The organism is Flavobacterium sp. GL_143, from assembly GCF_057834355.1.
Map to the genome: position 1 here is coordinate 1,286,112 of NZ_CM174401.1, position 24,103 is coordinate 1,310,214.

The window sequence follows — 24,103 nt, forward strand, 5'->3', positions numbered from 1 at the left end:
CGTGGAACATGAATAATTTTAATTTGTTTCTGAGTTGTTTCGAATGCGAAGCATTCAGGAAAAATCCATATCAAAAAATGTTTTTAGAAGAATACGATGTTATTGTAGTCGGCGCAGGACATGCCGGCTCAGAGGCCGCGGCAGCGGCCGCGAATCTTGGGTCTAAAACTTTGCTTGTAACAATGAGTTTGCAAAACATCGCACAGATGTCATGTAACCCAGCGATGGGTGGAATTGCAAAAGGACAAATTGTGCGTGAGATTGATGCGCTTGGCGGATATTCGGGAATTGTTTCCGATCGCACGGCAATTCAATTCAAGATGTTGAACAAGTCAAAAGGACCAGCAATGTGGTCGCCAAGAGTTCAGAGTGACCGAATGCGTTTTGCTGAAGAATGGAGAATGATGTTGGAGGGAACTCCAAATCTTGATTTCTACCAAGAAATGGTGAAAGGTCTGATAATCGAAAACGGAAAGATAAAAGGAATCAGAACTTCGCTTGGAGTTGAAATTCGTTCTAAATCGGTTGTCTTGACAAACGGAACTTTCCTGAACGGTTTGATTCATATCGGAGACAAACAGTTCGGTGGAGGTAGAGCAGGAGAAAGTGCTGCATACGGAATCACCGAAGATTTGGTTCAAGCAGGTTTTGAATCTGGTAGAATGAAAACGGGAACGCCTCCACGTGTGGATGGGCGTTCTTTGGATTATTCTAAAATGAACGAAGAAAAGGGAGATGCTAAGCCGGACAAATTTTCATACTCTGATGTTACTTCGCCTTTGGTTCATCAAAGGTCTTGCCATATGACATACACATCTTTGGATGTGCATGATATTTTGAGATCTGGTTTTGATCGTTCGCCAATGTTTAACGGAAGAATAAAAAGTATTGGTCCGCGATATTGTCCTTCTATCGAAGATAAGATTAATCGTTTTGCTGATAAAGAACGTCACCAATTATTTGTAGAGCCTGAAGGCTGGAATACTTGTGAGGTTTATGTAAACGGATTTTCTACTTCTTTGCCAGAGGATATTCAGTTTAAAGCATTGCGCACAGTTGTAGGTTTTGAGAACGTTAAGTTCTTCCGCCCTGGTTACGCAATCGAATATGATTACTTTCCACCAACACAGTTAAAACATACGCTTGAAACAAAATTAGTTGAAGGTTTATATTTTGCTGGACAGATTAACGGAACAACAGGATATGAAGAAGCTGCTTCACAAGGATTGATGGCAGGAATAAATGCGCATTTAAAAGTGCACGAAAAAGCGCCATTAATTTTAAAACGCGACGAAGCGTATATTGGTGTTTTAATTGATGACCTTATTACGAAAGGAACAGAAGAGCCATATCGTATGTTTACATCTCGCGCCGAGTATAGAACATTGCTGCGTCAGGATAATGCCGATTTCAGATTAACGCCAATGTCGTATGAAATAGGTTTAGCTTCAGAGAAACGTTTACGTAGAATGGAGCATAAACTGAATGAGTCTGAGAAAATGGTTGCTTTCTTCAAAGAAACGAGTGTTTCTGTTGCAGAAGCAAATCCTATTTTAGAATCTAAAGGAACGGCTTTGATTTCTCAAGGAGATAAAATGTTTAAAGTTTTCTCTCGTCCGCAAATAGAATTAGAAGATATTTTGAAATTTGATAAGGTTAAAGAATATATTAATGAAAACGACTTAGATCAGGAGATTCTTGAACAAGCCGAAATCCAGGTTAAGTATTCAGGTTATATCGAGAAAGAAAGAAATAATGCTGATAAGCTTACGAGATTAGAAGAAGTGAAAATCCCAGAGAATTTCGATTATAATAAAATCAAATCAATGTCGATAGAGGCGAAGCAGAAACTAAGTAAAATTCGTCCTGTTACAATTTCTCAAGCATCAAGAGTAAGCGGAGTTTCACCAAGTGATATCTCTGTTTTACTTATTTACATGGGAAGATAATAATTGCAGACTTCAGATTGTAGCGCTTTAATTTATAAAAGCTAGAATCTAAAAATAATATGTTCCACGTGAAACTACTTTGTTAAACCCCGACTTTGTTGGGGTTTTTCTGTTTATGGATTATTCTGAAATTAATACAATATGAAATAATTTAGTGATTGTTGTATTTGATCTGTATCCTTTTTAGTTCAAGGCATAGTTCTGTAATCTATCTTTAACCTTCTGGTTTGAGTTTTATAAATGTTTTGTTACTGTAATCTGAAATCCAAAACCGTTAATCTAAAATAAAATGTTCCACGTGAAACTACTTCGTCAAACTTTGGTTTTGTTGAGTTTTTTTAGTTTTACCAATTAATCTAAAACTTAAAGCTTTCTTCATTTGTTTTAAAAAGCGTTGAGCTTTTATGGAGTAAGCTTAATTAAAAGAAAGATGTAATATGATTCGCCAGTTAGGAATTGTAATTTTAATTTGAGTAGATGAGAATCCGCTTTGATTATTATTGTCTTTGTAACTGAATTTGATTTCTATATTATTGATTGTATTCTTTAATTAGAAATTAAAGTAGGTGAGTAGTGGGTTTGTGAATTCGTGTTTTTGATGAAATGTTGAAAATTTAAATCAAAATGTATTGTTCAATCTAAATTGATACATTGTTGCAATTGTTTGTTTTTTGAATTGTTTTTATGAAATTGTTTAATAAGTAATATGAATTGCGGTGTAATTCTACTTAATTTTAATCTGAAATTTATTCAAATAGGAAACTACTTTGTGTATTCTTTAATTTGGTTAGTATTGAGTTTTTGAATTTTGAACGAGTTTTTAATATGAATTAATAGTTTCGAGTAATTTTTGTTTCGAAATTTTGTTTTTCAGTCCCGAAGCCTAATGTTATTAAGTTAAGGAAAATCTATAATACTGTATCGGATAAATTTATCGTAAAGGCACAAATTTTTATAAACGTCAATTATACACACTATTTGTTATTTCGATGAAGGAGACCCGAGCGATAGCGAACAGATCTAGTAAATCTCTACAAGAAACTCCGCAACGAGAGTCCTAGCTTTTTAGAGTTACTCGCTAAGATTTGCTTCACCTGTTCAGTATCGGTCGGGCAATGTCATTAAGTTAAGAAAAACAGCTGCAATACTGTACGGTATGAATCTCACGCAATCCTGAAGCGTCGGGAGCAAAAGCGCAAAGGTTTGTCTTTTCGACGAAGGAGAAATCTCCTCGAGAAGCTCGACAAAGATTGGATTCCCGCTGCAGAGTTACTTACTGAGATTTACTAGATCTGTTCGCTATCGCTCGGGTCTCCTTCATCGAAATGACAATATTGTGTTTATTCTTAGATTTGATGAATAATTTATGTTTTAAATTAAAAATGATTTCTTTAATCTGATTTTATACATTTGCCGAATGTTAGCTTTTCGAATTGTCTTAAAGAAATATAATGGAAGATGCATTATGAAAGGGTTTTTAGAATTGTTTCTAAAGTTTAAATTGAGAATATTTGTTTTGAATATTCTTGAAATTTTAAGTGATTGAAACTTTACAAATGGATGCATTTTTAGATCTGAATTGATATCTTCGTATCATATTTGTTTTGAGTTTTTCTTGATTAGTATTTGAACAGAGATGTTGTTGATAGCTGATTTTCTGAATTGTTTTCTGAAATTAGAATAGGAGGGAATAAGGCTTGTGAATTTTTGGCTTAAGAGTTAGTTTTGTAATCTAATATCAGAAATTTAAAATTATTTGTTCCACGTGAAACTCCTTTGCGAAGCATTGAATTTGATGAGTATTTTTTTTAGTTCTAGACTTTGCTCTTCAATCTAAAATCTAATATCAGAAATCTAAAATTAAACTGTTCCACGTGAAACTACTTTGTGAAGTCTTGATTTTATTGAATTAATTAAGTTTTAAATTTATTAGAATATGAAGATAGTTCATGAAGAAGTTTTATCATTAGAACACAAAGAAACCTTATTGCAACTTTGGAACAATGAATATCCAATGAATTTAAATCATGAAACAATTCATGATTTTGATTTGTATTTAAATAGCTTGTCAGATGTAAAACATCATTTTTTAATTGATGATGAGAATATAATCAAAGGTTGGGCGTTTGCTTTTTTGCGAGATAATGAAGATTGGTTTGCAATTATTATCTGCAGTCAAATTCAAGGAACAGGAAAAGGTTCGTTGTTAATTGAAGAATTAAAAAAGAATAAGAATAATTTGAATGGTTGGGTTATAGACCACGAAAATGAAATTAAAAAAAATGCAGCGCCGTATAAATCGCCATTGTTGTTTTATGTAAAAAATGGATTTACTATTTGTACAGAAACAAGAATTGAAAACGAAAAAATATCGGCTGTAAAAATAAATTGGAAGCGTTAAAGAGAAAAATAAAATATTAAGAACAAGAAACCCAAAAAACGAAATTTTCCGTTTTTTGGGTTTGGCGTAAAATTAAACCAAAATACCAATAATTATAAAATGGACGTTTTAAACAAAAAACATTTTCTTACTGTAAAAGATCACTCAGTTTCTAAAGAAACTTTTGAATTGTATTATGATGAAACTTTGGACATGCTAATTACATCTCCACAACCCGATGAAAATAATCTGGGGAAATATTATGAAAGCGAAGATTATATTTCGCACACAGATAACAAACGTTCATTATTTGAAAAGGCATATCACATTGTAAAAAATATAGCTTTAAAAAATAAGCTAAATTTAATTAATTCTGAAAATCCACAAAAAGGGAGAATTTTGGATATCGGAGCCGGAACAGGAGATTTTTTATTAACGGCAAAAGAAAACGGTTGGGAAACTGTTGGAGTAGAACCGAGCGACAGAGCAAAATCCATCGCAATAAAAAAAGGGATTTCTTTTGTAGCAAAAATTGCTGACCTCGAGAATAATTCTTTTGACGTAATTACGATGTGGCATGTTTTGGAACACGTCCCAAATTTAGAATTACAAATTCAGGAATTGAAGCGATTATTAAAACCAACTGGAACGTTAATTGTAGCAGTTCCAAATTTTAAATCTTTCGATGCAAATCATTATAAAACTTTTTGGGCAGCTTATGATGTGCCAATTCATTTTTGGCATTTCTCAAAAAAAGCGATTCAGTCCCTTTTTGAAAAAGTAGATATGCGCCTGGAAAAAATCCTCCCAATGAAATTTGATTCGTTTTATGTGAGCTTACTTTCGGAAAAATATAAAACTGGAAAAATGAATTATCTATCTGCATTTTTTATTGGTTTAAAGTCAAATTGGAAAGCAAAACGAACTTTAGAATATTCATCGCACATTTACGTCCTAAAAAACAAGTAAAAAGCGTTTTTAGCTGCTTTAAGACACGCTTTTGGTGATAAACGAGCGTTTATATTCTTCTTTTGAGAAAGCGCCTTAAAAAGCAGCTATTAAATCCAATATTAATAGCAGTAAATTATATAAAACAGGGGTTTGATAACAAAAATTGATACTAGAAAAATCGTGCATTTTTTAAACTTTATGTCGGTGCTATTGATTTTTTTATATTTTTGTCTTTCATACTTTAAAAAAAATAGAAATTAACAAAATGAAAAAAGCATTAGTAATTATCGCACTTTCAATTTCAGTTGTTGCTTGTAACAAAACAGCAGAAGTTAAAGAAGTAAAAACAGCTTACGTTGACACTTCAGTTTTAATGAAAGAGTACACAGAAGCAAAAGACCTTGAAGCTAAATACAAAGCACAAGCAGAGGAAAAAGGGAGACAGCTTCAAGCCGAGATTACTCGTTTTAAACAAGATGCTGCTAATTTTCAAAGCCAGGCTCAAGCCAATGGTCAAGCATGGGCACAACAAAGAGGTGCTGAGTTACAAAAAAGAGAACAACAATTGGGGTATGCGCAACAAGCACTTGCTCAACAATTGCAACAAGAAAGCGGTGCCGAAATGGATTCTTTGGTTACTGGAGTTAAAAAATTCATCAAAAATTACGGTAAAGAAAAAGGGTACTCTTACATTTACGGTACAGGTGATGCAGCATCAATTTTATATGCTGAAGACAAATATGATATTACAAAAGATATCGTTAAAGCTTTGAATGACAATTATAAAGCTGGAACAAAGCTAGATACTAAAACTGATGCTAAAGCAAAAGATACAACGACAGCTAAAAAATAATATAAATAAATAAACTATTTTTGAAGCCTATATCCGAAATGATATAGGCTTTTTTTATTATAAAATATCTACAATTAGGTTTTTAACTCGATATGTTCTTCTACTTTTGCAAAAAGAATTTCTTATCAGAATTTCGAGTTTTTTCTTTTCTAAAATACAAGCCTAATGCAAAATATTTCCGAAGCAGCTTCATACACGCTACAGTTTATTAACCAAACACAACGTTCCATTTTTCTTACAGGAAAAGCCGGAACTGGTAAAACTACATTGTTGCGTGAAATTATCGAAACAACACACAAAAACACTGTAGTTGTGGCACCTACGGGAATTGCCGCGCTTAACGCTGGTGGTGTTACGATACATTCGATGTTTCAGTTGCCATTTGCAGGGTTTATTCCGGATAATTCTTCACCACAATTCTCGGAAACTACCAAGTTTGAAACGAAGGCAACTTTGCGCAGGCATTTTAAAATGAATAATGTTAAGCGTTCGGTTATCCGCAACATGGAGCTTTTAGTCATTGATGAAGTGAGTATGTTGCGTGCGGATTTGCTTGATGCTATGGATTTTATGATGCAAACGGTTCGTAAAAGTAGCCAGCCATTTGGTGGTGTTCAGGTATTGTTTATTGGCGATTTATTGCAATTGCCCCCAGTAATTCGTGATGAAGAATGGCGAACTTTGAGAACATATTACCGCGGAAAATTCTTTTTTCATTCGCATGTAATTCAGCAAAATCCGCCTTTGTATATTGAATTATCTAAAATTTTCCGTCAAACCGATGATTCGTTTATTTCGGTATTAAATAATTTGCGAAATAATCAAATTACACCACAAGATATTCAGAGTTTAAATCAGTATGTTCAACCTGATTTTGACTTAAAAAATAATCCAGGGTACATTACCCTTACAACGCATAATGCTAAGGCTGATACAATTAATAATCAGGCTATCAATGATTTAAAAGGGAAAATGAATAATTATTTCCCTGATATTGTTGGTGATTTTCCTGAAAAAATATATCCGCTTGATCCAAATCTTCAGCTTAAGGTTGGTGCTCAGATTATGTTTGTGAAGAATGATATGTCTTTTGATAAAAATTATTTCAACGGAAAAATGGGGGTGATTAAATCGCTTTCGAGTCAGGAAATCATGGTTCATTTTCCTGAGGAGAATAAAACCATCGAAGTTGAGAAATACGAATGGCAGAATATTCGATACAAAGTCGATGAAATGACCCAGGAAATAGAGGAGGAGGTTTTAGGAACTTTTGTGCAATATCCTATCAAGCTTGCCTGGGCAATTACGGTGCATAAAAGCCAAGGTTTAACTTTTGACAAAGCAGCGCTCGATGTATCGCAAGTTTTTCTTCCCGGACAAGCATATGTAGCATTATCACGTTTGCGTTCCTTAAATGGGCTTATTTTGCTTTCTCCGTTGCGTATGAATGGTATTTCTAACGATCAGGATGTAATGGATTATGCTTTGAATAAAGCTTCAGAAGAATTATTGAAGAACTCATTACACTTTGAGACCAAGAATTTTATTCATAAGTATCTGGCTAACAGTTTTGATTGGGCTAATTTGGCTCAAGAATGGCGCAATCATCAATACAGTTACAACGATAAGTCTGAAAGTTCAGAAAAAGCAAAGCATGCGTTATGGGCTAAAAAGCAAACTTTGATTATAGAATCGCTCGTAGATCCAGCTATAAAATTTATCGTTCAGCTTAATAGAATTTTTAATAATGAAACGGTTGATTTAATTCATGTTTCTGAACGAATTGAAGCTGCTTACGGCTACTTCATGAAACCAATGGATGATCTGGTTTATGAACTTTTATATAAAATGGAAGAAATTCAGCGTGTAAAAAAAGCGAAGGCTTTTTACGATGAATTAGTTTTGTTAGAAGAGCTGCAAACTAAAGCCGTTTTACGCCTAATGAAAGCTCGATTATTGATAGAAACGGTTGTTGCCGGAGATACGATCTCTAAAGATAAATTAACGTCGCCAGAGATCAAAAGTTACAAGTCGAAGAAAACGACGACAATTCGAGATAATTTTAAAAGTAAAAATGGAGATTTATTGGATGATGATGAACCCGTGGAACGTTATTCGTCTAAAAAACCGAAAGAAAAAACGGTTAAAAAATCTACAGTCGAGGAAACGTATGAGTTGTGGCAGGAAAAAATGTCTATAAAAGATATTGCTAATATTCGTAAACTGACAACGCAAACCATTGAATCTCATTTGGTAAAACTGATTCAAACTAAAGTAATTTCAGTTAATGATGTTTTACCTGCTGATAAAATTACTGCATTAAAAGAAGCTTTTCAGTTTTATCAGGAAGAATCTCTTAACGGACTGAAAGAGAAGCATGGTGAGAAATTTACTTGGGATGAACTACGTATGTACAAAGCAAGTTTAAATTAACTTTTTAATTTTTCTTAAAAACATAAAAACCCTATTCAGCCGAATAGGGTTTTCTTTTTTATGTTGTTTTTTGAGCTATTTTGAATCTAAAATTTTAGTTAGATTTTGTTGCTGTTCTGTAAGCTTAGATTGTAGTTTTAATATCTCAAGTTCCTGTTCTTTAGATTTTATCATCTTTTGTTGAATCTTGTTTTCAGGTAGTTTGTTAGCGTTGATTTCATTCTGAATTTTCAGATTTTTATCTTCCGTTTTCTTAATTTCTTTTTTAGTTTTTTCAATTTTATTCTGAGCGTCTTCTATTTTTTTCTGACGCTTCTCGGCTTTTTTTTGATCTTGCTTTAATTGATCTTGTCTTTTTTGTAATTCTTTCTGATTTTCTAATGTTTTCTTCGCGTCATCTTTCTCTTTTTTCAAGAGCATTTCCTGAGTAAGACTGGTTGCAATTTGTTGTGCGTAAAATGATTGTGTTGTAATAAAAAGGCAAATAATGATGCCTAGTTTTTGTGCAATTCTCATGGTATTAAATTTTTAATGTTCTAAAAACATTAGCAAATATTATTCCAAAATGTAGTAAAAAACCTATGTTGTTGTTTTTTTGACTTTTATTGTTGTAAAAAAAAACACCATTTTCTTTCATCAAGAAATGGTGTTTTTAGTGTATATAGTTCGTCTTTTAATCCTAAAGGATTGTTCCTTATGTGATTAAAGCGTTTCTATTAAAATCCAAGCATCTGGATTTATAGTATTCTGGATTTCTTTTTGAGCTTTTTCTGCTTCACGCATTGTAGCATAACTACCATATAAAACAGGGAAAAGACCGTGTCTGTTAGCAGGAATTATTTTAGCATCATACCCAGCTTTTTTCAATTGATTATATGCTTTTTGAGCATTTTTTTCACTTCTAAAAGCACCTGCCATAATATGATAAGGCATTGGTAATTTATCTTCTTTTACAGAAAGAGTTACCGCAGGCATTGGGTTTTTTATAAAGAATGTAGCTTCTTGAATTTTATTCTGAACTTGCTTTTGTACAGCAGTTTCTACAAGAACAGTTTCGTTTGCAATTTGGTTTTGATACATTGGGTAACCTATACTACCAGTAACACCTAACGCAAGTATAAAAATTGCAGCATATTTTAAATAAGAATTTCTGTAACCAGATAATCCAATTGCTTCATTTTCATCAGCCGTTTCTAGTTCTAAAGCTTCGATATGTTTTTCAAAAACTTCTCTTTTCACCATAGGAGAAACGAATGGGCTTAAACCAAATGAAGAAGCTAAATAATTGTTCTGATCATTAGGAGTAAACACAAGATTTTTATCTGCATTGACTCTAATTTCTCCAACGTTTTTAATAGAAAGAAAACCGTTATCTTCTAATTCCTTTTTCCAGCTTAAAACTTCATAATGAAGTGAACTCACAGCAAATTTATACGATGTTTTTTCGGTTTGAGCAATATGATTTGCCAACAAGCCGTCGTTGTTTTTGATAAGTGAATTGAAAGAGATTAATTTTTTCGGTGGAAAAAAAGAATTTGTGCCTTCATTAAGTTGAGCCGATTGAATTTCGGTTAAAAAAGCTCCAAACCCAGGAACCGTTACACACTGATAACGATACAATAACTGCGCGATGTAAGTTTCGATTTTCATAGTAACAAAGTTAGACAACGTAAATAGTTATCAAAATTTTATTCACAATTTTTATTAACAATTCAAAACTTTATGTAAACAATTGAAATCTAAATATTTATAAAAACGACTAATTTTTTATATTTTACGACTTTTTTAAAGTTTATTTTTTTTGGCAAGAATTTACGTAAAATTATCATCTTTGTAAATAACAAATAAGGGATTTGTTTTATTTGTGTAACCAAATTTTATAGACAAATGTCTGAACAGGATTTATTTTATTTATTAGCCTTACAAAGTGTTGATGGAGTGGGAGATATAATGGCAAAGAAGCTATTGTTGCATTGCGGTACTGCCGAAGCAATTTTTAAAACTAAGTCTTCGCAACTTGCTTATATTGATGGAGTTGGATCTGTTTTATTGAAGAATATTCAAGAAAAGTCAATTTTTGAAAAAGCACAAAAAGAACTTGATTTTATTCATGCAAATGAGATTAATATAACTTTTTTTCAGGAAAAAAACTATCCTGATCGTTTGAAACATTGTATTGATTCTCCTGTTTTGTTATTTAGCTCCGGAAACATTGATTTGACGAATAAAAAAATCATAAGTATCGTAGGAACGCGACAAATCACGTCGTACGGGATGGAATTTTGCAAAAAATTGATCGAAGATTTAGCCCCTTTGGATCCTGTTATTGTAAGTGGTTTTGCATATGGTGTTGATATTTTTGCACACCAATTGGCAATGGATCATAATCTTCAGACCATAGGCGTTGTTGCTCACGGATTAAACCAAATATATCCTAAAACTCATAAAAAATACGTTGCCAGAGTTGAACAAAACGGTGGTTTTATGACCGAGTTTTGGAGTTCTTCTAATCCTGACAAAGAAAATTTTGTACGCCGAAACCGTATCGTTGCTGGTATTAGTGAAGCTACTATTGTTATTGAATCTGCAGATAAAGGAGGATCACTCATTACGGCTAATATGGCTAATGATTATAATCGGGATGTTTTTGCAGTTCCAGGCAGAACAACCGATAAATTTAGCCAAGGCTGTAATAACTTAATTAAGACACAAAAAGCAAACGTGCTGACTAATGCTGCCGATTTGATTTATATTTTGAACTGGGACGTCGAAAACACGTCTAAATCGGTACAGAAGCAATTGTTTGTAGAATTAGAACCCGATGAGCAGAAAATTTATGATTATTTATTAAAAACCGGAAAGGATTTAATGGATACTATCGCTTTAAAATGTAATTTCCCGATTTACAAAATCTCAGGATTGTTACTGAATATGGAACTTAAAGGCGTGATTCGCCCATTACCCGGAAAATTGTTTGAGGCGATTTGATTTGAATGATTGATTCATGCTTTCTTGAAATCAATTGACAGAGAATTTAACCGCTAGATTTGCAAAGTTTCTTGACAAAATTGTCTTTTCGACGAAGGAGAAATCTCTGTAAGAAACTTGACAAAAATTAGCGATTCACTTTATAGAGCTCTTTGTGGAGATTTCTCCTTCGTCGAAAAGACAAGATTATGGAGTTTAAATACCTTCAAATTAGTTATTACTACCTCTTTTTATTTTGCTGCTCCTTGCGTAATTACTAAATCGATTTAGTATATTGTTTATAAAAAAACCTCACCAATGATTGTAAGACATTGGTGAGGTTTTTATTAAGTTATTTTCTAGTTAAACCCTAGTTTTACTCGTACTCTTTCCAAAACTTCATTAGCAATAACAGCTGCTTTTTGGGCTCCTTTTTTGAGTAAAGCATCTACTTCGTCAAGGTTATTTATGTAGTAATTGTATTTTTCTCTTTCGGTTTTAAACTTCTCAGTAATCAATTCAAACAAAGCTTGTTTGGCATGACCATAACCATAGTTTCCGCCTAAATAATTTGCTCTCATTGTGACAATTTGCTCTTCAGTTGCGATTAAAGCATAAATTGCAAATGCATTACAAGTATCTGGATTTTTAGGATCTTCAAGTGGAGTACTATCTGTTTCGATACTCATTACTTGCTTACGTAACGTTTTATCATCTGAGAATATATCGATATAATTATTAGCCGATTTACTCATTTTCCCTCCATTTGTTCCAGGAATTAACATACTGTCTTCTTGAATTTTAACTTCAGGAATTACAAAAGTTTCACCCATTTGGTGGTTAAAACGAGAGGCTACATCACGTGTAATTTCTAAATGTTGCATTTGATCTTTTCCAACAGGAACAAACTCTGCATCATAAAGCAAAATATCTGCTGCCATAAGCATTGGGTACGAGAACAAACCTGCATTTACATCGTCAAGCCTATCAGCTTTATCCTTGAAAGAATGTGCTAATGTTAATCTTTGAAACGGAAAAAAGCAGCTTAAATACCAAGTTAATTCAGTTGTTTGTGGAACATCTGATTGTCTGTAAAAAGTAACACGGTCAATATCCAAACCAAACGCAAGCCAGGCAGCAGCAACGCTAAAGGTATTCTCTCTTAGAGTTTTACCATCTTTTATTTGTGTAATCGAATGCAAATCGGCGATAAACAAAAATGATTTGTTTTCTGGTTTGTTAGATAATTCGATTGCAGGAATAATTGCTCCTAATAAGTTGCCTAAGTGCGGCGTTCCAGTACTTTGTACGCCTGTAAGTATTTTTGCCATGCTAAATTTTTTCTTAACCGCAAAGTTCGCAAAGTTTTACGCAAAGTCCGCAAAGTTTTTCTCAAAGTTTTTATTTATCGGAAAGAATATTAAGTTTTTGCTTTAGAATTCCGTTTATGAACAAACGTAGATCAACACAAATTTTAAAAATCCATTTAATCTTTATAATCTGTGGCTAGAAACTTTGCGACAGGAACGCGGATGAAACGGATTCGCTAAGGCGAAAACACGGATTAAAAACGGATTTTCAATCTATATTTTTAAAAAATCCGTTTTATCTGCGTTCTTTTCGTAACTTTTTTAAGCAAAAATTTGTAAAATCCTTTGCGGACTTTGCGTAAAACTTTGCGCTCTTTGCGGTTAATTTCTTGGCATGTAAATTCTTTTTTGCAAAATTCATTTCTCTTTTATTACTTTTGAATCTATGAAAGGATTTAAAATTGTTTTTTGGGTTATTTGGCGTGTTTGGTTTTATGTTTTAATGGCCATCCCGATATTGGTAATGTTTCCGTTTTTAGTACTATCGATTCTTACCGAAAGTGGCTATCCCTATTTCTTTAAAATGGCAAGAATTTGGGCAAAATTTATTCTTTTCGGAATGGGTTTTTATTACAAAGTAGAGAAGGAGCAAGTTTTAGATCCTAATAAAAGCTACATGATTGTGGCTAATCATACTTCGATGACTGACATTATGCTAACGTTGGCTATTATTAAAAACCCGTTCGTTTTTGTTGGAAAAAAAGAACTTTCGAAGATTCCATTGTTCGGATTTTTCTACAAAAGAACTTGTATTCTAGTTGATAGAAAATCGTCTAAAAGTAAAATGGATGTTTTTAACCGAGCTCAAAAGCGTTTGAGTCAAGGTTTGAGCATTTGTATTTTTCCTGAAGGTGGAGTTCCAGATGATGAATCGATTGTTTTGGACGAGTTTAAAGATGGCGCTTTTCGTTTAGCAGTTGAGCACCATATTCCGATTGTTCCGATTACTTATGCTGATAATAAAAAGCGATTTTCGTATACATTTTTTAGCGGAAGCCCTGGTAAAATGAGAGTAAAAATTCACTCGTTTATAGAAACAGCAAATCTGAATCCAGAAGACAGAAAAGACCTTCGTGATCAGGTAAGACAGCTGATTTATAAGCAATTGTTAGTGTTTCGCAAAGACAAAATCTTTCAAGAAGATATTGTTTTGCAAAAACAAGAGTCAAGCGTTAATTCTTAAAAAGTAAATTTTGCCTTATCGATGAATGATTTTTTTCGAAATAAAATTCATTACAATTCTTAATTTTCTTTTTGTTATCCAGTGATTTTGGAATAACGTTTCCAGTTTCTTCTTCATCTTTTATGTTTTAAAAATTCATAACAATGAGCCTTTTTAAGGCTTAAAAACTACTATTCTTTGTATAGATGTGATTTATAGAAAAAGGTTGCGTAAAAAGCACAAAAAAACCCGAATTATATTCGGGTTTTATATTTTAGGCGCTTGCCAATTCTTTGATATGTGCTTTAATCTTAAGTTCTAGCTCTTCTGCCAATTCAGGATTGTCTTTAATTAGCGATTTTACTGCATCACGACCTTGTCCTAATTTTGTTTCACCGTAGCTAAACCATGAACCTGCTTTTTTAACGATTTCAAATTCAACAGCTAAATCTAAGATTTCTCCTGTTTTAGAAACTCCTTCTCCGTACATAATGTCGAATTCGGCAGTTTTAAAAGGTGGAGCAACTTTGTTTTTAACGATTTTTACTTTGGTTCTGTTACCAATTACGTTATCACCGTCTTTAATTTGAGATGAACGACGAATATCGATACGTACTGAAGCGTAGAATTTTAATGCATTACCACCCGTTGTTGTTTCTGGATTTCCGAACATTACACCAATTTTCTCTCTTAATTGGTTAATGAAGAATACAGTACAATTTGTTTTGCTAATTGTTCCTGTAAGTTTACGAAGTGCCTGAGACATTAAACGTGCGTGAAGACCCATTTTAGAATCTCCCATTTCTCCTTCAATCTCACTTTTTGGAGTTAAAGCAGCAACAGAGTCAATTACCACAATATCAATTGCTCCAGAACGAATTAAGTTCTCTGCAATCTCTAATGCTTGTTCTCCATTGTCTGGTTGAGAAATAATTAAGTTCTCGATATCGATTCCTAATTTTTCTGCATAGTTTCTATCAAAAGCATGCTCAGCATCAATAAATGCAGCAATTCCACCCGCTTTTTGAGCTTCGGCAATAGCATGTAATGTTAGTGTTGTCTTACCAGAAGATTCTGGTCCGTATATTTCGATAATTCTTCCTTTTGGGTAACCGTTTACTCCTAAGGCTAAATCTACTCCTAATGATCCTGATGAAATTGTTTCTACTTCAACAATGGCTTTATCGCCCATTTTCATCACGGTTCCTTTTCCGTAAGTCTTATCAAGTTTATCAAGCGTAAGTTGTAGCGCTTTTAATTTGGCTTCTTTCTCTGAACTCATCTTTTCTTTTTCTTTCATCTAAATTGTTATAACTCTTTTATATAAAATCAATAAAGGATTAACTTCTTGATTTGATTTGTATTGGGATGTAATCGTCGTAAAAATACTTCTTTTTTTTGAAGTTGCAACGGGATTTATTTTCTCTTTAAGAGATTGTTTTTTTATAAAAATAACGCTCTAAGTTCTGTTGCTTCTTCTGGTTTTATTTTTCCAGCCAATAATAAACTTAGTTGTTTACGACGTAATGCAGCTTCATAACGTTGTTTTTCAAGGTCAGTTTCAGGATCAATTGGTGGTACTTCTACCGGTCTTCCTGTGTCATCTACTGCTACAAATGTGTAAATGGCTTCGTTAGCTTTTGTACGAAATCCCGATTCGCGATCTTCAACCCAAACGTCGATAAATATCTCCATAGAACTTTTAAAAGATCTGGACACTTTTGCTTCAATTGTTACAACAGCACCCAGGGGAATTGCTCTGTTAAAAGCCACGTGATTTACAGAAGCTGTAACTACAATTCGGCGTGAATGTCTTCGGGCAGCAATACTTGCAGCACGATCCATTCTGGCCAATAATTCGCCACCAAATAGATTGTTTAAGGGATTTGTTTCGCTTGGTAAAACTAAATCGGTTAATATTGTTAAAGATTCTGAAGGATGTTTAGGTTTCATTTAATTGTTATGTTGTTGATTTTTAATATTTTAATAATTAAAATATTAAAATGTATTATTTGGCTCAAATGTAATCAATAATTAGATTTCTTAGAATGTTAGTCTTCTTAGATTTTTGATAAATTATTTAAAGCTTTAATCTATTCGTTCTCCTTTGATGTTCAAATAAAATGTTTCGCCGTTAAGTTCTACTTCTGTTCTTTCTCCGCAATAGCATGTCATAGAATCGTATTTAAAAGGAATTATAGTTTGTCCTTTTTTATTGATTAATCCCCATTTATTATTAATGCTTGCAGAAGTATATTCGCCATCAAAAGCAAAGATTGAATCATATTTTAAAGGAATAATTTCTTTACCTGTTACATCGATGTATCCTACTTTTTCTTTAAGAATAACTTGTGCAATATTCCCTTCCAGAGCGAATATTTTATCATATTTAGGAGGAACTACTTCTTTACCTTTTGCATTCATTAATCCCCATTTGTTGTTTGTAACTATTATTGCAAAACCATTCGTAAAATCAAAGGCATCATCGTATTTTAGAGATACAACTTCTTTTCCTGTTTGGTCAACAAATCCAGTTTTGTTGTTTAATGTAACTAATGAAAAACCACCTTCAGACCCATAAACTTTATCATATTTTATAGGAGTTATTTCTTTTCCGTTAGTATCAATTAAACCTTGTTTTTCGTTAATGACAACAATTGCTAAACCATTATGATAGGCAAAAATCTGATCGTATTTTGGTGCTACAATTTGTTTTCCAGCTTCATTTACGGTACCATATTTAGAACCTTGTTTTACAGCAAAAAAACCTTCTTCGGGAGCTAAAACTTCGTCGTATGTTGGAACTAGGATTTCTTTGGCGTTTAAATCGATAAATCCATATTTATTATTAAGAACCGTAATGAAATAACCCGAGTCTGGAGCAAATATTCTGTCATATTTAGGCGCTAAAATTTCTTTTCCTGTATTGTTTACAATACCCGATTTATTGTTTTTAACTACAATAAAAAGTCCTTCTTTTGGAGCAAATATATCATCATATTTAGGCGCTAGTATTTCTTTTCCTGTTCCATCAATAAAGCCCTGTTTTTTATTTTTAACGACGATAAAGAAACCTTCTTCTGGCGCAAACATCTTATCATATTTTGGAGCCAGGATATAGTTTCCTTCTTCATCTATTAATCCCCATTTATCTGTAACAGGATCTGCATAAGCTTCTTGTGCAATAGTTTTTCCTTGAGTTATTAATGCTAATAATAACAAGAATATGGTTTTGTTTAATTTTAGATGTTTCATAAAATGAGATTTCAATTTTTAGAAGTACGTTCTCCTTTTGAGTTAATATAAAATGTTTTTCCGTTTAGTTTTACTTCTGCGATACCCTTATTAAACGGCGTTACTCCGTCATATTTTAATGGGATAACTTCTTTGCCGGTTTGGTCGATAAATCCCCATTTTTTGTTAAGAAGTACTAACGTAAGACCGTCACTTAACCAACCAATATTATCATATTTTATGGGAGTTATTTCTTTTCCGGTTTTATCGATTAGTCCATATTTGTTGTCAATGATCACATTGGCTTGACCTTTATTAAAAAAGCCTGTATCATCGTATTTTAGAGATGTTATTTCTTTGCCATTTTGGTCGATGAATCCCCATTTGTTATCAAGCGAAACTGATGAAAATCCTTCTTCAAAGGGGGTTACCATGGTGTATTTTAGGGGTGTTATTTCGTTTCCTTTTTCGTCTATAAATCCCCATTTATAATCTAGTACTATTGGAGCGAAACCTTCATCAAATGAATAAATAGCATCATATTTTGGTGAACAAATAACAATTCCTTTTTCGTTTTTTAGTCCGTACTTATCTTGTATAGAATCTATAAATACTTCTTGGCCAAATGATTTTCCTTGAAATGAGAATATCAAAAAAAGATAAAAAATGTGTTTGCTCAATTTTAAATGATTCATAAATTTTAAATTTCAGGTATTTGTTTCTCGACTAGAAATTCTGATAATCATCTAGTTAGTTAGAAACAAATAATTGTTCACCAGATGTTATATTAAGTAACATTTGGCTTAAAAAAATGGTTAAAACAGGGAAGTTTGTTTTATAAATCTATTGAACTATTTTTCTTAGTTTAACCAATAAACGCCAATAACTGCTGGAATGAAATAAATTGCAATTGTTCTTGCACCATCATAATCCTTTGCCAATCGTTGTCCAAAAAGTAACATTATTAGTGTAATACAAGAAAAAATTGCGCCGTAGAATCCAAATTCTCTTCCGCTGTTTAAGAATAATTGTATTGAACCAACGATACATAAAATTCCTGAAATTAATTCTAAAACCAGAATATTAAATAAGGCAAGTGGTACTTGGTTCTTAAGTTGTGTTTGGGAAAAATGTCCCTTTAGCCAACTTACATTATCTTTCCAATAGAATATTTTGTCGTAAGCAGATTGAATAAATGTAACAGCTAAAAATACTAAAATTAGTATGGAGGCAATATTGTTCATCTTTTTATTTTTTATGAATTAAACGTGTTAGTTTTATGGATAAATCGGTTAAAATAATTTTTGCATTTCCGTTACGCTCAATATGATACATCGCATCAGAAAGTTCTTTGAATATATCGTTTATGTTGTTTCCATTTACAAATGGAGCAAAATTCTCTAGTTTAAACTTCTCTACTTTTGGTTCCATATATACCAAACTCGGTGCTTGATAATTAAGCAAAAGTGCCTGACGAAACATCTCTATACAAAATTCCAGAAATTTCTTCTGGCTTTCTCTTCCCAATCCTGCAATTTGCTCGCTCCAAACTATTAAATCCTGAATAGCTGCTGCATTTCCTTTGGCTTTAAATGCGGCACGAACCCAAGTAACAAACCATTGTTCAAATGGATATTCATCATCATCATTTCTTAGTAAATGCAAGGCTTTGTTGAAATTTCCTTGTGCTTGATGCGCTATTTTTAATGCGGCATTGGTTTCTATATTTTGTTTAGCAACTAATGCATCGGCAATTATTTTTTCGCTTAATCCATTAAAATGAAGTACTTGACAACGTGATCGTATAGTCTGAATAATTGATTCTTCGTTTTCTGATATTAAAATAAACATCGTTTTATCAGATGGTTCTTCTAATAATTTCAAAAGCTTGTTGGATGCAGCGATATTCATTTTATCTGCCATCCATATAATCATGATTTTATAACCGCCTTCATAAGATTTTAACGAAAGTGATTTTAAAACTTCCTGAGCATCTTCTACCCGAATTTCTCCTTGTTTGTTTTGTACGCCAAGAATTTTATACCAATCAAATAATCCACCATAAGGAGTTTCCTGAATGAAATTACGCCAATCCTGAATAAAATCTAAACTCTTGGGTTTAGTTTTTACATCTTCGGTTGTTACGGTTGGATATATAAAATGTAAGTCGGGATGGGATATAGACTGAAACTTTAAGTTGCAGGAAGCATTCCCATTTTCATTATCTGATCCAGAATTCCCACACAATATATATTGTGCGTATGCGATAGCCGCGGGTAAAGTCCCGGAGCCCTCTGGACCTATAAATAATTGTGCATGAGGGATCCTACCCGAAGAAGCACTTTTTATTAAGTGGTTTTTAATGTAATCTTGTCCTAAAATTTCAGAAAATAGCATGAAGCAAAGATAGTAGAAAATGATTTAGTCAAAAATTTTCAGAAATAAAGTTTGATGTCAATCTTGGCTCGATAGTGTTCTTAAATTTAAAATCTAAAAAGACAGGAATGATTCATTTAATAGTTTTAAACATTGTTTTTGGTTTTTTAGTTAATTTCTTTTTAAGGAAAATAAAAAATTAACAAAAAATCCCAGATTGGGTGTTTTATCAAATATATATTAACATTTTCTTGTTAATATCATTTTGGCTTAATTGAAAAAGGTAAGGTTTTTTTTAGTAATTAAAATATTAACATGTTGATAGTTAGTCTACTAAAACAGCCTTATCTCCTACAAAACTGTTTTTTTTAAACTGTCAAAAAAAATCGACAAAGAAGCGTATTTTGTCGTTTAATAGCCTTTTTTTGTCCTATTTTGGCTCTTTTTGTTTAAAAAAAAGGATAATAAAAATTGCAAGTTAACTTTATTTATATATTTTTGTTTTTATAATTGAATTTTTAAAATCAGAATTTATGAAAGGGAAAATTATTTTTTTAAGCATCTTTTTAATGTTGTCAACTGAGGTGGTATCATCTCAAGCTAAAAATGCTCCCCAAAGCATTATTAGTACAACTGCACTGATTAGGAAATACCATGATCAGAAAGAATTAAAAGGTATGCAAAAAGGTGAATTGTTAGAATTATACATCGAGCGTATCAAAGTATTGGTAAAAACTTTACCTTATATTGCTTTGGCTACTAAACCAGGAGTTACGATGGCTGATCTAGGTATCCCGATGGATAGTGAAAACAAGAAAATCCAAGATGCTCAAGTAGCGTCGACTAATTCATTCCTAGATGTAACAGTAGAATTTCAGAGAAAAATGATGCCTTACTCTGATAAAGATAATTTAGTTGCAGCAATTTTGTTTTATGAAAATACACTTAAAACGTTGCACCTTTTCAATGAAAATAACGAATAATTTGAATCTATTTATGTCTTAAATCTCATTAATTAGAACGTATAATGAGATACAGGATATTTATACAACTCGTTTTCGGCGTTTTCTTTGATTTATCAGGAAAACTCCGAAATGAGTTTTTTTAATTTCATTAACTCAAATATCACTTTAGTGTTAATATTAAAACCTACTACCATGAAAAAATCATTACAAATTATTTGGATTGCCCTTTTTGCTGTGTGCAGCGTAAATGCACAACAAGAGAAAGGTATAATGGGTTATAGCAACTGGTTAAACAACTGGACAGAATTTAAACCCAACAAAGTTGATTATGGTGAAGCCAATCAGATTTTGGCTGGAAAAATATCAGTAAATACAAAATTATTAAAGAAGAATATTTACGTTCTTCAAGGTAATGTTTATGTAACAAACAATGCCGTACTTACAATAGAGCCAGGAACATTAATCATTGGTGATTATGATTCTAAAGGAACTCTTGTTATTACAAAAGGTTCTTCAATTATAGCTGATGGATTAGAAACGGACCCAATCGTTTTTACTTCAAACAAAGCTGTTAAGAAAGCTGGTGACTGGGGTGGAATTGTAATTTTGGGTGATGCTCCGATAAATAAATTTGGAAACATCTCATCTGTAAATTACGATCTTGATCCTTCATTAACTACTTATGGTGGTGATAATACTACTGCAAATTCAGGTATTTTAAGATATGTTAGAATCGAATTTGCTGGTAAAAAAGTTAAAGGTTCTGGAAATTTCAACTCCCTAACTTTGGCTGGTGTTGGAAGCAAAACAATTTTAGAAAACGTAATGGCTAGCTTCTCAGGAGGTGACTCATTTGATATGATTGGTGGAGATTTAAACATTAACAAATTTGTTTCTTATAAGTCTATCAACAACGATTTTAAATTTACTCAAGGAACTCAATGTAAAATATATAACTCTCTTGCAGTTAGATCTTCTTATTTAACTAGTAATAAAGAAGGTTCTCGTTGTATGGAAGTTGCTTCTTACGATAAGAAAGAAGAGACTGATTTTACTAAGAAACAAACGTTGGTTACTGCAGCAAATATTACCATGCTAAATGATAGCGATAACATTAGTGCAGATATTCAATCTGGATTAGTAAAAGAAGCTATTTATGTAGGTAGTAATGCAGCTATCGAGCTTAAAAGAAGTGTAATCTCTGGATTTAACCCAGCGGTTGTATTAGATAGTAAAATTGAGATCAATGACGCTAATTTGAAAAAAATTAAAATTGAAGAAATGTATTTCAATTTATGTAAAGGAAATATTTTCTCAGAATTTAATTCTAACAATGAAGACTTAGAGAACTGGTACGGAAACAGTATCTTCTTTAACGTTTATTCTCAAAGTAATAATAACGAAACTTTTATAGATATCTCTAATCCAAAAAGACCGGACTACAGACTTAATATTGGTAAAATTACAGCTTCAAACAAATAGTTTACCTACTTGTTTGTTTGATTCTTAATTTTTTAAATACAATTTAGTCGTAGAGACATTTTATGTCTTTTAATTGGAAACATATATCTAAAAAAGAATGATCGCCCCACATAGTAAAAAAATACCATATCTGTTGTTATTTGGGCTCCTTATAACAACTAATCATACATTCGCTCAAGAGGCAACTACTGGAAAATCTAATTTTCCTGATACCTCGATTTGCGTTAATTCTATAGAAAAAACTGCTAAAGAGAATCTTTGCTCTTCACCAGTTTTAGAATTAAATACTACAACTGAGTTTATAGTAGAGTTGTCCGCCCCCATAGGTAGCTTTGCTATAAACTCAAGCGTAGTAAATAGTTTTAATGACATAGAAACCGACTGTTCGCAACCCAAGTTTACACTACAAAACAACAATCCTGTTGAAGTATTAGATGTAAACTGTAAGTACGATTTTTCTGAAACATTTATTGATAGCTTATTGTTTTTTGATAAAGATGTAATTAAAGAGCGTATCATATGATGAAAGAATTACCTACTATTCTTCGCAGAAGTTTTCTTTTTTTAATTGTTATCTTTTTTGCCAATACAAATTTATCAGCACAAATAATTATAGGGCAACCTACATTTAGTTTTAGCCCTGTTTGTGCTAGCCCTGGATTCAATGGCTATGATATAAATTTTAACTTTTCGCCTGTTACAGGATTGTTAGCAACCAATCAGTTTATAGTTGAGTTATCCGCCCCAGACGGAAGCTTTACTACAAACTCATCGGTAGTTTACACCTCTGCAGTTGGAGAAATTGTATCATCGCCAGGAAAAATAAGAATAGCGTTTCCAACGAATACTGCCGGAGAACATTATAGACTTAGAGTAAAAGCCACGGCGCCAGTAACTACTGGTCAGCCTTCGGTTGAATTTCCTGCGTACTATAAAGTTCATAATGCTCAATATACATTAAACAATTTTATCCCGACAGCGACATATTGTGCTGGTGGGAATTTTGTTTTATCTATTGATAATCCAGGTGGACCATTAAATGATTCTCCTTTAAAACACACAAACTTAACTTACAATTGGTATAAAGACAATGGTCTTGTCTTACCCGAAACTTTAGTTGCGGAGGCAAGTGGCGGTAGTTATACTGTTACACAGCCAGGTATTTATTATGCCAGAACCAATTATGGGGCTTGTATATTAAGCGCAAATTCTTACTCGAATAAAGTTACTGTTACCGAATCTACAACTGATGCAAGTACTACAATTACATCAAGCCTTGGAAACCCATTTTGTCCAAACGGAGGAACCACTACCTTAAGTGTCTCTGGAGGAATAAACTTTGAATGGTTTAAAGAAGGAGTTAAAATCGAGGGAGCAAATAATAAAACTTACGAGACCAATGTTAGCGGATTATATTCTGTTAAGATTGATTTTGGTGGTTGTACAGGTAATGGATCTATCAACTTGCAAAGTGAAGGTTCTTTTACAGGAAGTATTAATGTTCCCAATAGCAACGTGATTAATGTAGAAACAGGAGAGACATTAGATGTTACTGTTACTAGCGATGCTGTAGATCCTTCTTACAAATGGTTTTTAAATGGTGTAGTCATCCCAGATGCTATTACCAATAATTATTCGGTTAAAGAATTGGGTAATTATAAAGTAACTGTTACACAAACTACAGGTTGTACAGGAACCAAAGAATTTGGTTTTCAGGTATCGGATTCAAATCTTAAAAACATTCCAAATATAGTAAGCCTAAGTAGCGCATTTAATACTTGGGACATTCCTGCTGATTATAAAAATGCAGATACAAATGTTATGATCGTTAGTTCACAAGGAGAGGTGATGTTTAATGGTGTGGATTACGATCCTTCAAAATGGGAAATAAAAAGTTTTAAAAATATAAATCCGGTTTATTATTACATAATCACAAAAGGTAGTGATGAAAAAAAAGGATCTATAACTGTAATTAAATAAT

20 protein-coding genes are annotated in these 24,103 nt (G+C 32.5%); 10 read left to right on the plus strand and 10 right to left on the minus strand.

Annotation, left to right across the window (positions count from 1 at the left end; translation table 11 throughout):
- The first annotated feature begins 77 nt into the window (after positions 1-77).
- The 5 genes from mnmG to AC3IPI_RS05570 all read left to right on the plus strand — a co-directional run bounded on the left by mnmG (position 78) and on the right by AC3IPI_RS05570 (position 8,566).
- Complete coding sequence (gene mnmG, locus AC3IPI_RS05550; protein ID WP_039113423.1) at positions 78-1,949, plus strand: tRNA uridine-5-carboxymethylaminomethyl(34) synthesis enzyme MnmG; 1,872 nt, start codon at positions 78-80, stop codon at positions 1,947-1,949.
- Between the two features lie 1,936 nt (positions 1,950-3,885).
- Entirely contained in the window at positions 3,886-4,350 is a 465-nt protein-coding gene (locus AC3IPI_RS05555) for a GNAT family N-acetyltransferase (RefSeq protein ID WP_489157657.1), read from the plus strand.
- Between the two features lie 99 nt (positions 4,351-4,449).
- Positions 4,450-5,298 (plus strand): class I SAM-dependent methyltransferase, encoded by an 849-nt coding sequence (locus tag AC3IPI_RS05560; RefSeq protein WP_489157659.1) that lies wholly within the window; start codon positions 4,450-4,452, stop codon positions 5,296-5,298.
- Between the two features lie 247 nt (positions 5,299-5,545).
- Complete coding sequence (locus tag AC3IPI_RS05565) at positions 5,546-6,133, plus strand: OmpH/Skp family outer membrane protein (protein WP_039113278.1); 588 nt, start codon at positions 5,546-5,548, stop codon at positions 6,131-6,133.
- Between the two features lie 165 nt (positions 6,134-6,298).
- Positions 6,299-8,566 carry a helix-turn-helix domain-containing protein gene (locus AC3IPI_RS05570; protein ID WP_489157662.1) on the plus strand — a complete coding sequence of 756 codons (2,268 nt, stop codon included), beginning with the start codon at positions 6,299-6,301 and terminating at the stop codon, positions 8,564-8,566.
- A gap of 75 nt (positions 8,567-8,641) precedes the next feature.
- Here the strand turns inward: AC3IPI_RS05570 and AC3IPI_RS05575 are convergent, their stop codons facing one another.
- Both AC3IPI_RS05575 and AC3IPI_RS05580 read right to left on the minus strand, forming a co-directional pair.
- A complete protein-coding gene (locus AC3IPI_RS05575) occupies positions 8,642-9,082 on the minus strand; it encodes a hypothetical protein (protein ID WP_086895748.1) in 441 nt (146 codons plus the stop codon).
- Between the two features lie 186 nt (positions 9,083-9,268).
- On the minus strand, positions 9,269-10,216 hold the full coding sequence (locus tag AC3IPI_RS05580) for an HU domain-containing protein (protein WP_086895747.1): 948 nt from the start codon (positions 10,214-10,216) through the stop codon (positions 9,269-9,271).
- 237 nt (positions 10,217-10,453) lie between these two features.
- Between AC3IPI_RS05580 and dprA the strand changes: the two genes are divergently transcribed.
- On the plus strand, positions 10,454-11,554 hold the full coding sequence (gene dprA / locus AC3IPI_RS05585; RefSeq protein ID WP_489157665.1) for a DNA-processing protein DprA: 1,101 nt from the start codon (positions 10,454-10,456) through the stop codon (positions 11,552-11,554).
- Positions 11,555-11,892: 338 nt separating this feature from the next.
- On the opposite strand, the gene trpS is transcribed toward dprA, so the two are convergent.
- Positions 11,893-12,864: a tryptophan--tRNA ligase gene (gene trpS, locus AC3IPI_RS05590; RefSeq protein WP_489157667.1), complete on the minus strand. Its 972-nt coding sequence runs from the start codon at positions 12,862-12,864 to the stop codon at positions 11,893-11,895.
- A gap of 424 nt (positions 12,865-13,288) precedes the next feature.
- Here trpS and AC3IPI_RS05595 point away from each other — a divergent pair, with 424 nt between their 5' ends.
- Positions 13,289-14,086 carry a lysophospholipid acyltransferase family protein gene (locus tag AC3IPI_RS05595; protein ID WP_489157669.1) on the plus strand — a complete coding sequence of 266 codons (798 nt, stop codon included), beginning with the start codon at positions 13,289-13,291 and terminating at the stop codon, positions 14,084-14,086.
- Positions 14,087-14,339: 253 nt separating this feature from the next.
- Here AC3IPI_RS05595 and recA read toward each other — a convergent pair whose 3' ends face one another.
- From recA to AC3IPI_RS05625, 6 genes are all read right to left on the minus strand, one after another.
- On the minus strand, positions 14,340-15,347 hold the full coding sequence (recA, locus tag AC3IPI_RS05600) for a recombinase RecA (protein ID WP_489159217.1): 1,008 nt from the start codon (positions 15,345-15,347) through the stop codon (positions 14,340-14,342).
- Between the two features lie 161 nt (positions 15,348-15,508).
- A complete protein-coding gene (locus AC3IPI_RS05605; protein ID WP_039118030.1) occupies positions 15,509-16,018 on the minus strand; it encodes an acyl-CoA thioesterase in 510 nt (169 codons plus the stop codon).
- Between the two features lie 135 nt (positions 16,019-16,153).
- Positions 16,154-17,320 carry a WG repeat-containing protein gene (locus AC3IPI_RS05610; RefSeq protein WP_323490073.1) on the minus strand — a complete coding sequence of 389 codons (1,167 nt, stop codon included), beginning with the start codon at positions 17,318-17,320 and terminating at the stop codon, positions 16,154-16,156.
- 11 nt (positions 17,321-17,331) lie between these two features.
- Entirely contained in the window at positions 17,332-17,994 is a 663-nt protein-coding gene (locus AC3IPI_RS05615) for a WG repeat-containing protein (RefSeq protein ID WP_489157672.1), read from the minus strand.
- A 165-nt stretch (positions 17,995-18,159) separates the two neighbouring features.
- Positions 18,160-18,543 carry a DoxX family membrane protein gene (locus AC3IPI_RS05620; protein ID WP_039113447.1) on the minus strand — a complete coding sequence of 128 codons (384 nt, stop codon included), beginning with the start codon at positions 18,541-18,543 and terminating at the stop codon, positions 18,160-18,162.
- Positions 18,544-18,547: 4 nt separating this feature from the next.
- Positions 18,548-19,696, minus strand: coding sequence for a DNA polymerase III subunit (locus AC3IPI_RS05625; RefSeq protein ID WP_039113448.1), 1,149 nt, complete (start codon positions 19,694-19,696; stop codon positions 18,548-18,550).
- 512 nt (positions 19,697-20,208) lie between these two features.
- On the opposite strand from AC3IPI_RS05625, the gene AC3IPI_RS05630 reads away from it, so the two are divergent.
- Positions 20,209-20,658 (plus strand): hypothetical protein, encoded by a 450-nt coding sequence (locus tag AC3IPI_RS05630; protein ID WP_035618624.1) that lies wholly within the window; start codon positions 20,209-20,211, stop codon positions 20,656-20,658.
- 174 nt (positions 20,659-20,832) lie between these two features.
- Positions 20,833-22,122: a hypothetical protein gene (locus tag AC3IPI_RS05635; RefSeq protein WP_039113823.1), complete on the plus strand. Its 1,290-nt coding sequence runs from the start codon at positions 20,833-20,835 to the stop codon at positions 22,120-22,122.
- Positions 22,123-22,296: 174 nt separating this feature from the next.
- Here the strand turns inward: AC3IPI_RS05635 and AC3IPI_RS05640 are convergent, their stop codons facing one another.
- Entirely contained in the window at positions 22,297-22,641 is a 345-nt protein-coding gene (locus AC3IPI_RS05640) for a hypothetical protein (RefSeq protein WP_131450941.1), read from the minus strand.
- Between AC3IPI_RS05640 and AC3IPI_RS05645 the strand changes: the two genes are divergently transcribed.
- Positions 22,642-24,102: a hypothetical protein gene (locus AC3IPI_RS05645; RefSeq protein WP_039113450.1), complete on the plus strand. Its 1,461-nt coding sequence runs from the start codon at positions 22,642-22,644 to the stop codon at positions 24,100-24,102.
- Position 24,103: the final 1 nt, after the last annotated feature.

Coding starts and splice junctions, on each gene's coding strand:
- mnmG (WP_039113423.1), top strand. CDS start 78: ATGTTTTTAGAAGAATACGATGTTATTGTAGTCGGCGCAGGACATGCC.
- AC3IPI_RS05555 (WP_489157657.1), top strand. CDS start 3,886: ATGAAGATAGTTCATGAAGAAGTTTTATCATTAGAACACAAAGAAACC.
- AC3IPI_RS05560 (WP_489157659.1), top strand. CDS start 4,450: ATGGACGTTTTAAACAAAAAACATTTTCTTACTGTAAAAGATCACTCA.
- AC3IPI_RS05565 (WP_039113278.1), top strand. CDS start 5,546: ATGAAAAAAGCATTAGTAATTATCGCACTTTCAATTTCAGTTGTTGCT.
- AC3IPI_RS05570 (WP_489157662.1), top strand. CDS start 6,299: ATGCAAAATATTTCCGAAGCAGCTTCATACACGCTACAGTTTATTAAC.
- AC3IPI_RS05575 (WP_086895748.1), bottom strand. CDS start 9,082: ATGAGAATTGCACAAAAACTAGGCATCATTATTTGCCTTTTTATTACA.
- AC3IPI_RS05580 (WP_086895747.1), bottom strand. CDS start 10,216: ATGAAAATCGAAACTTACATCGCGCAGTTATTGTATCGTTATCAGTGT.
- dprA (WP_489157665.1), top strand. CDS start 10,454: ATGTCTGAACAGGATTTATTTTATTTATTAGCCTTACAAAGTGTTGAT.
- trpS (WP_489157667.1), bottom strand. CDS start 12,864: ATGGCAAAAATACTTACAGGCGTACAAAGTACTGGAACGCCGCACTTA.
- AC3IPI_RS05595 (WP_489157669.1), top strand. CDS start 13,289: ATGAAAGGATTTAAAATTGTTTTTTGGGTTATTTGGCGTGTTTGGTTT.
- recA (WP_489159217.1), bottom strand. CDS start 15,347: ATGAGTTCAGAGAAAGAAGCCAAATTAAAAGCGCTACAACTTACGCTT.
- AC3IPI_RS05605 (WP_039118030.1), bottom strand. CDS start 16,018: ATGAAACCTAAACATCCTTCAGAATCTTTAACAATATTAACCGATTTA.
- AC3IPI_RS05610 (WP_323490073.1), bottom strand. CDS start 17,320: ATGAAACATCTAAAATTAAACAAAACCATATTCTTGTTATTATTAGCA.
- AC3IPI_RS05615 (WP_489157672.1), bottom strand. CDS start 17,994: ATGAATCATTTAAAATTGAGCAAACACATTTTTTATCTTTTTTTGATA.
- AC3IPI_RS05620 (WP_039113447.1), bottom strand. CDS start 18,543: ATGAACAATATTGCCTCCATACTAATTTTAGTATTTTTAGCTGTTACA.
- AC3IPI_RS05625 (WP_039113448.1), bottom strand. CDS start 19,696: ATGCTATTTTCTGAAATTTTAGGACAAGATTACATTAAAAACCACTTA.
- AC3IPI_RS05630 (WP_035618624.1), top strand. CDS start 20,209: ATGAAAGGGAAAATTATTTTTTTAAGCATCTTTTTAATGTTGTCAACT.
- AC3IPI_RS05635 (WP_039113823.1), top strand. CDS start 20,833: ATGAAAAAATCATTACAAATTATTTGGATTGCCCTTTTTGCTGTGTGC.
- AC3IPI_RS05640 (WP_131450941.1), bottom strand. CDS start 22,641: ATGATACGCTCTTTAATTACATCTTTATCAAAAAACAATAAGCTATCA.
- AC3IPI_RS05645 (WP_039113450.1), top strand. CDS start 22,642: ATGATGAAAGAATTACCTACTATTCTTCGCAGAAGTTTTCTTTTTTTA.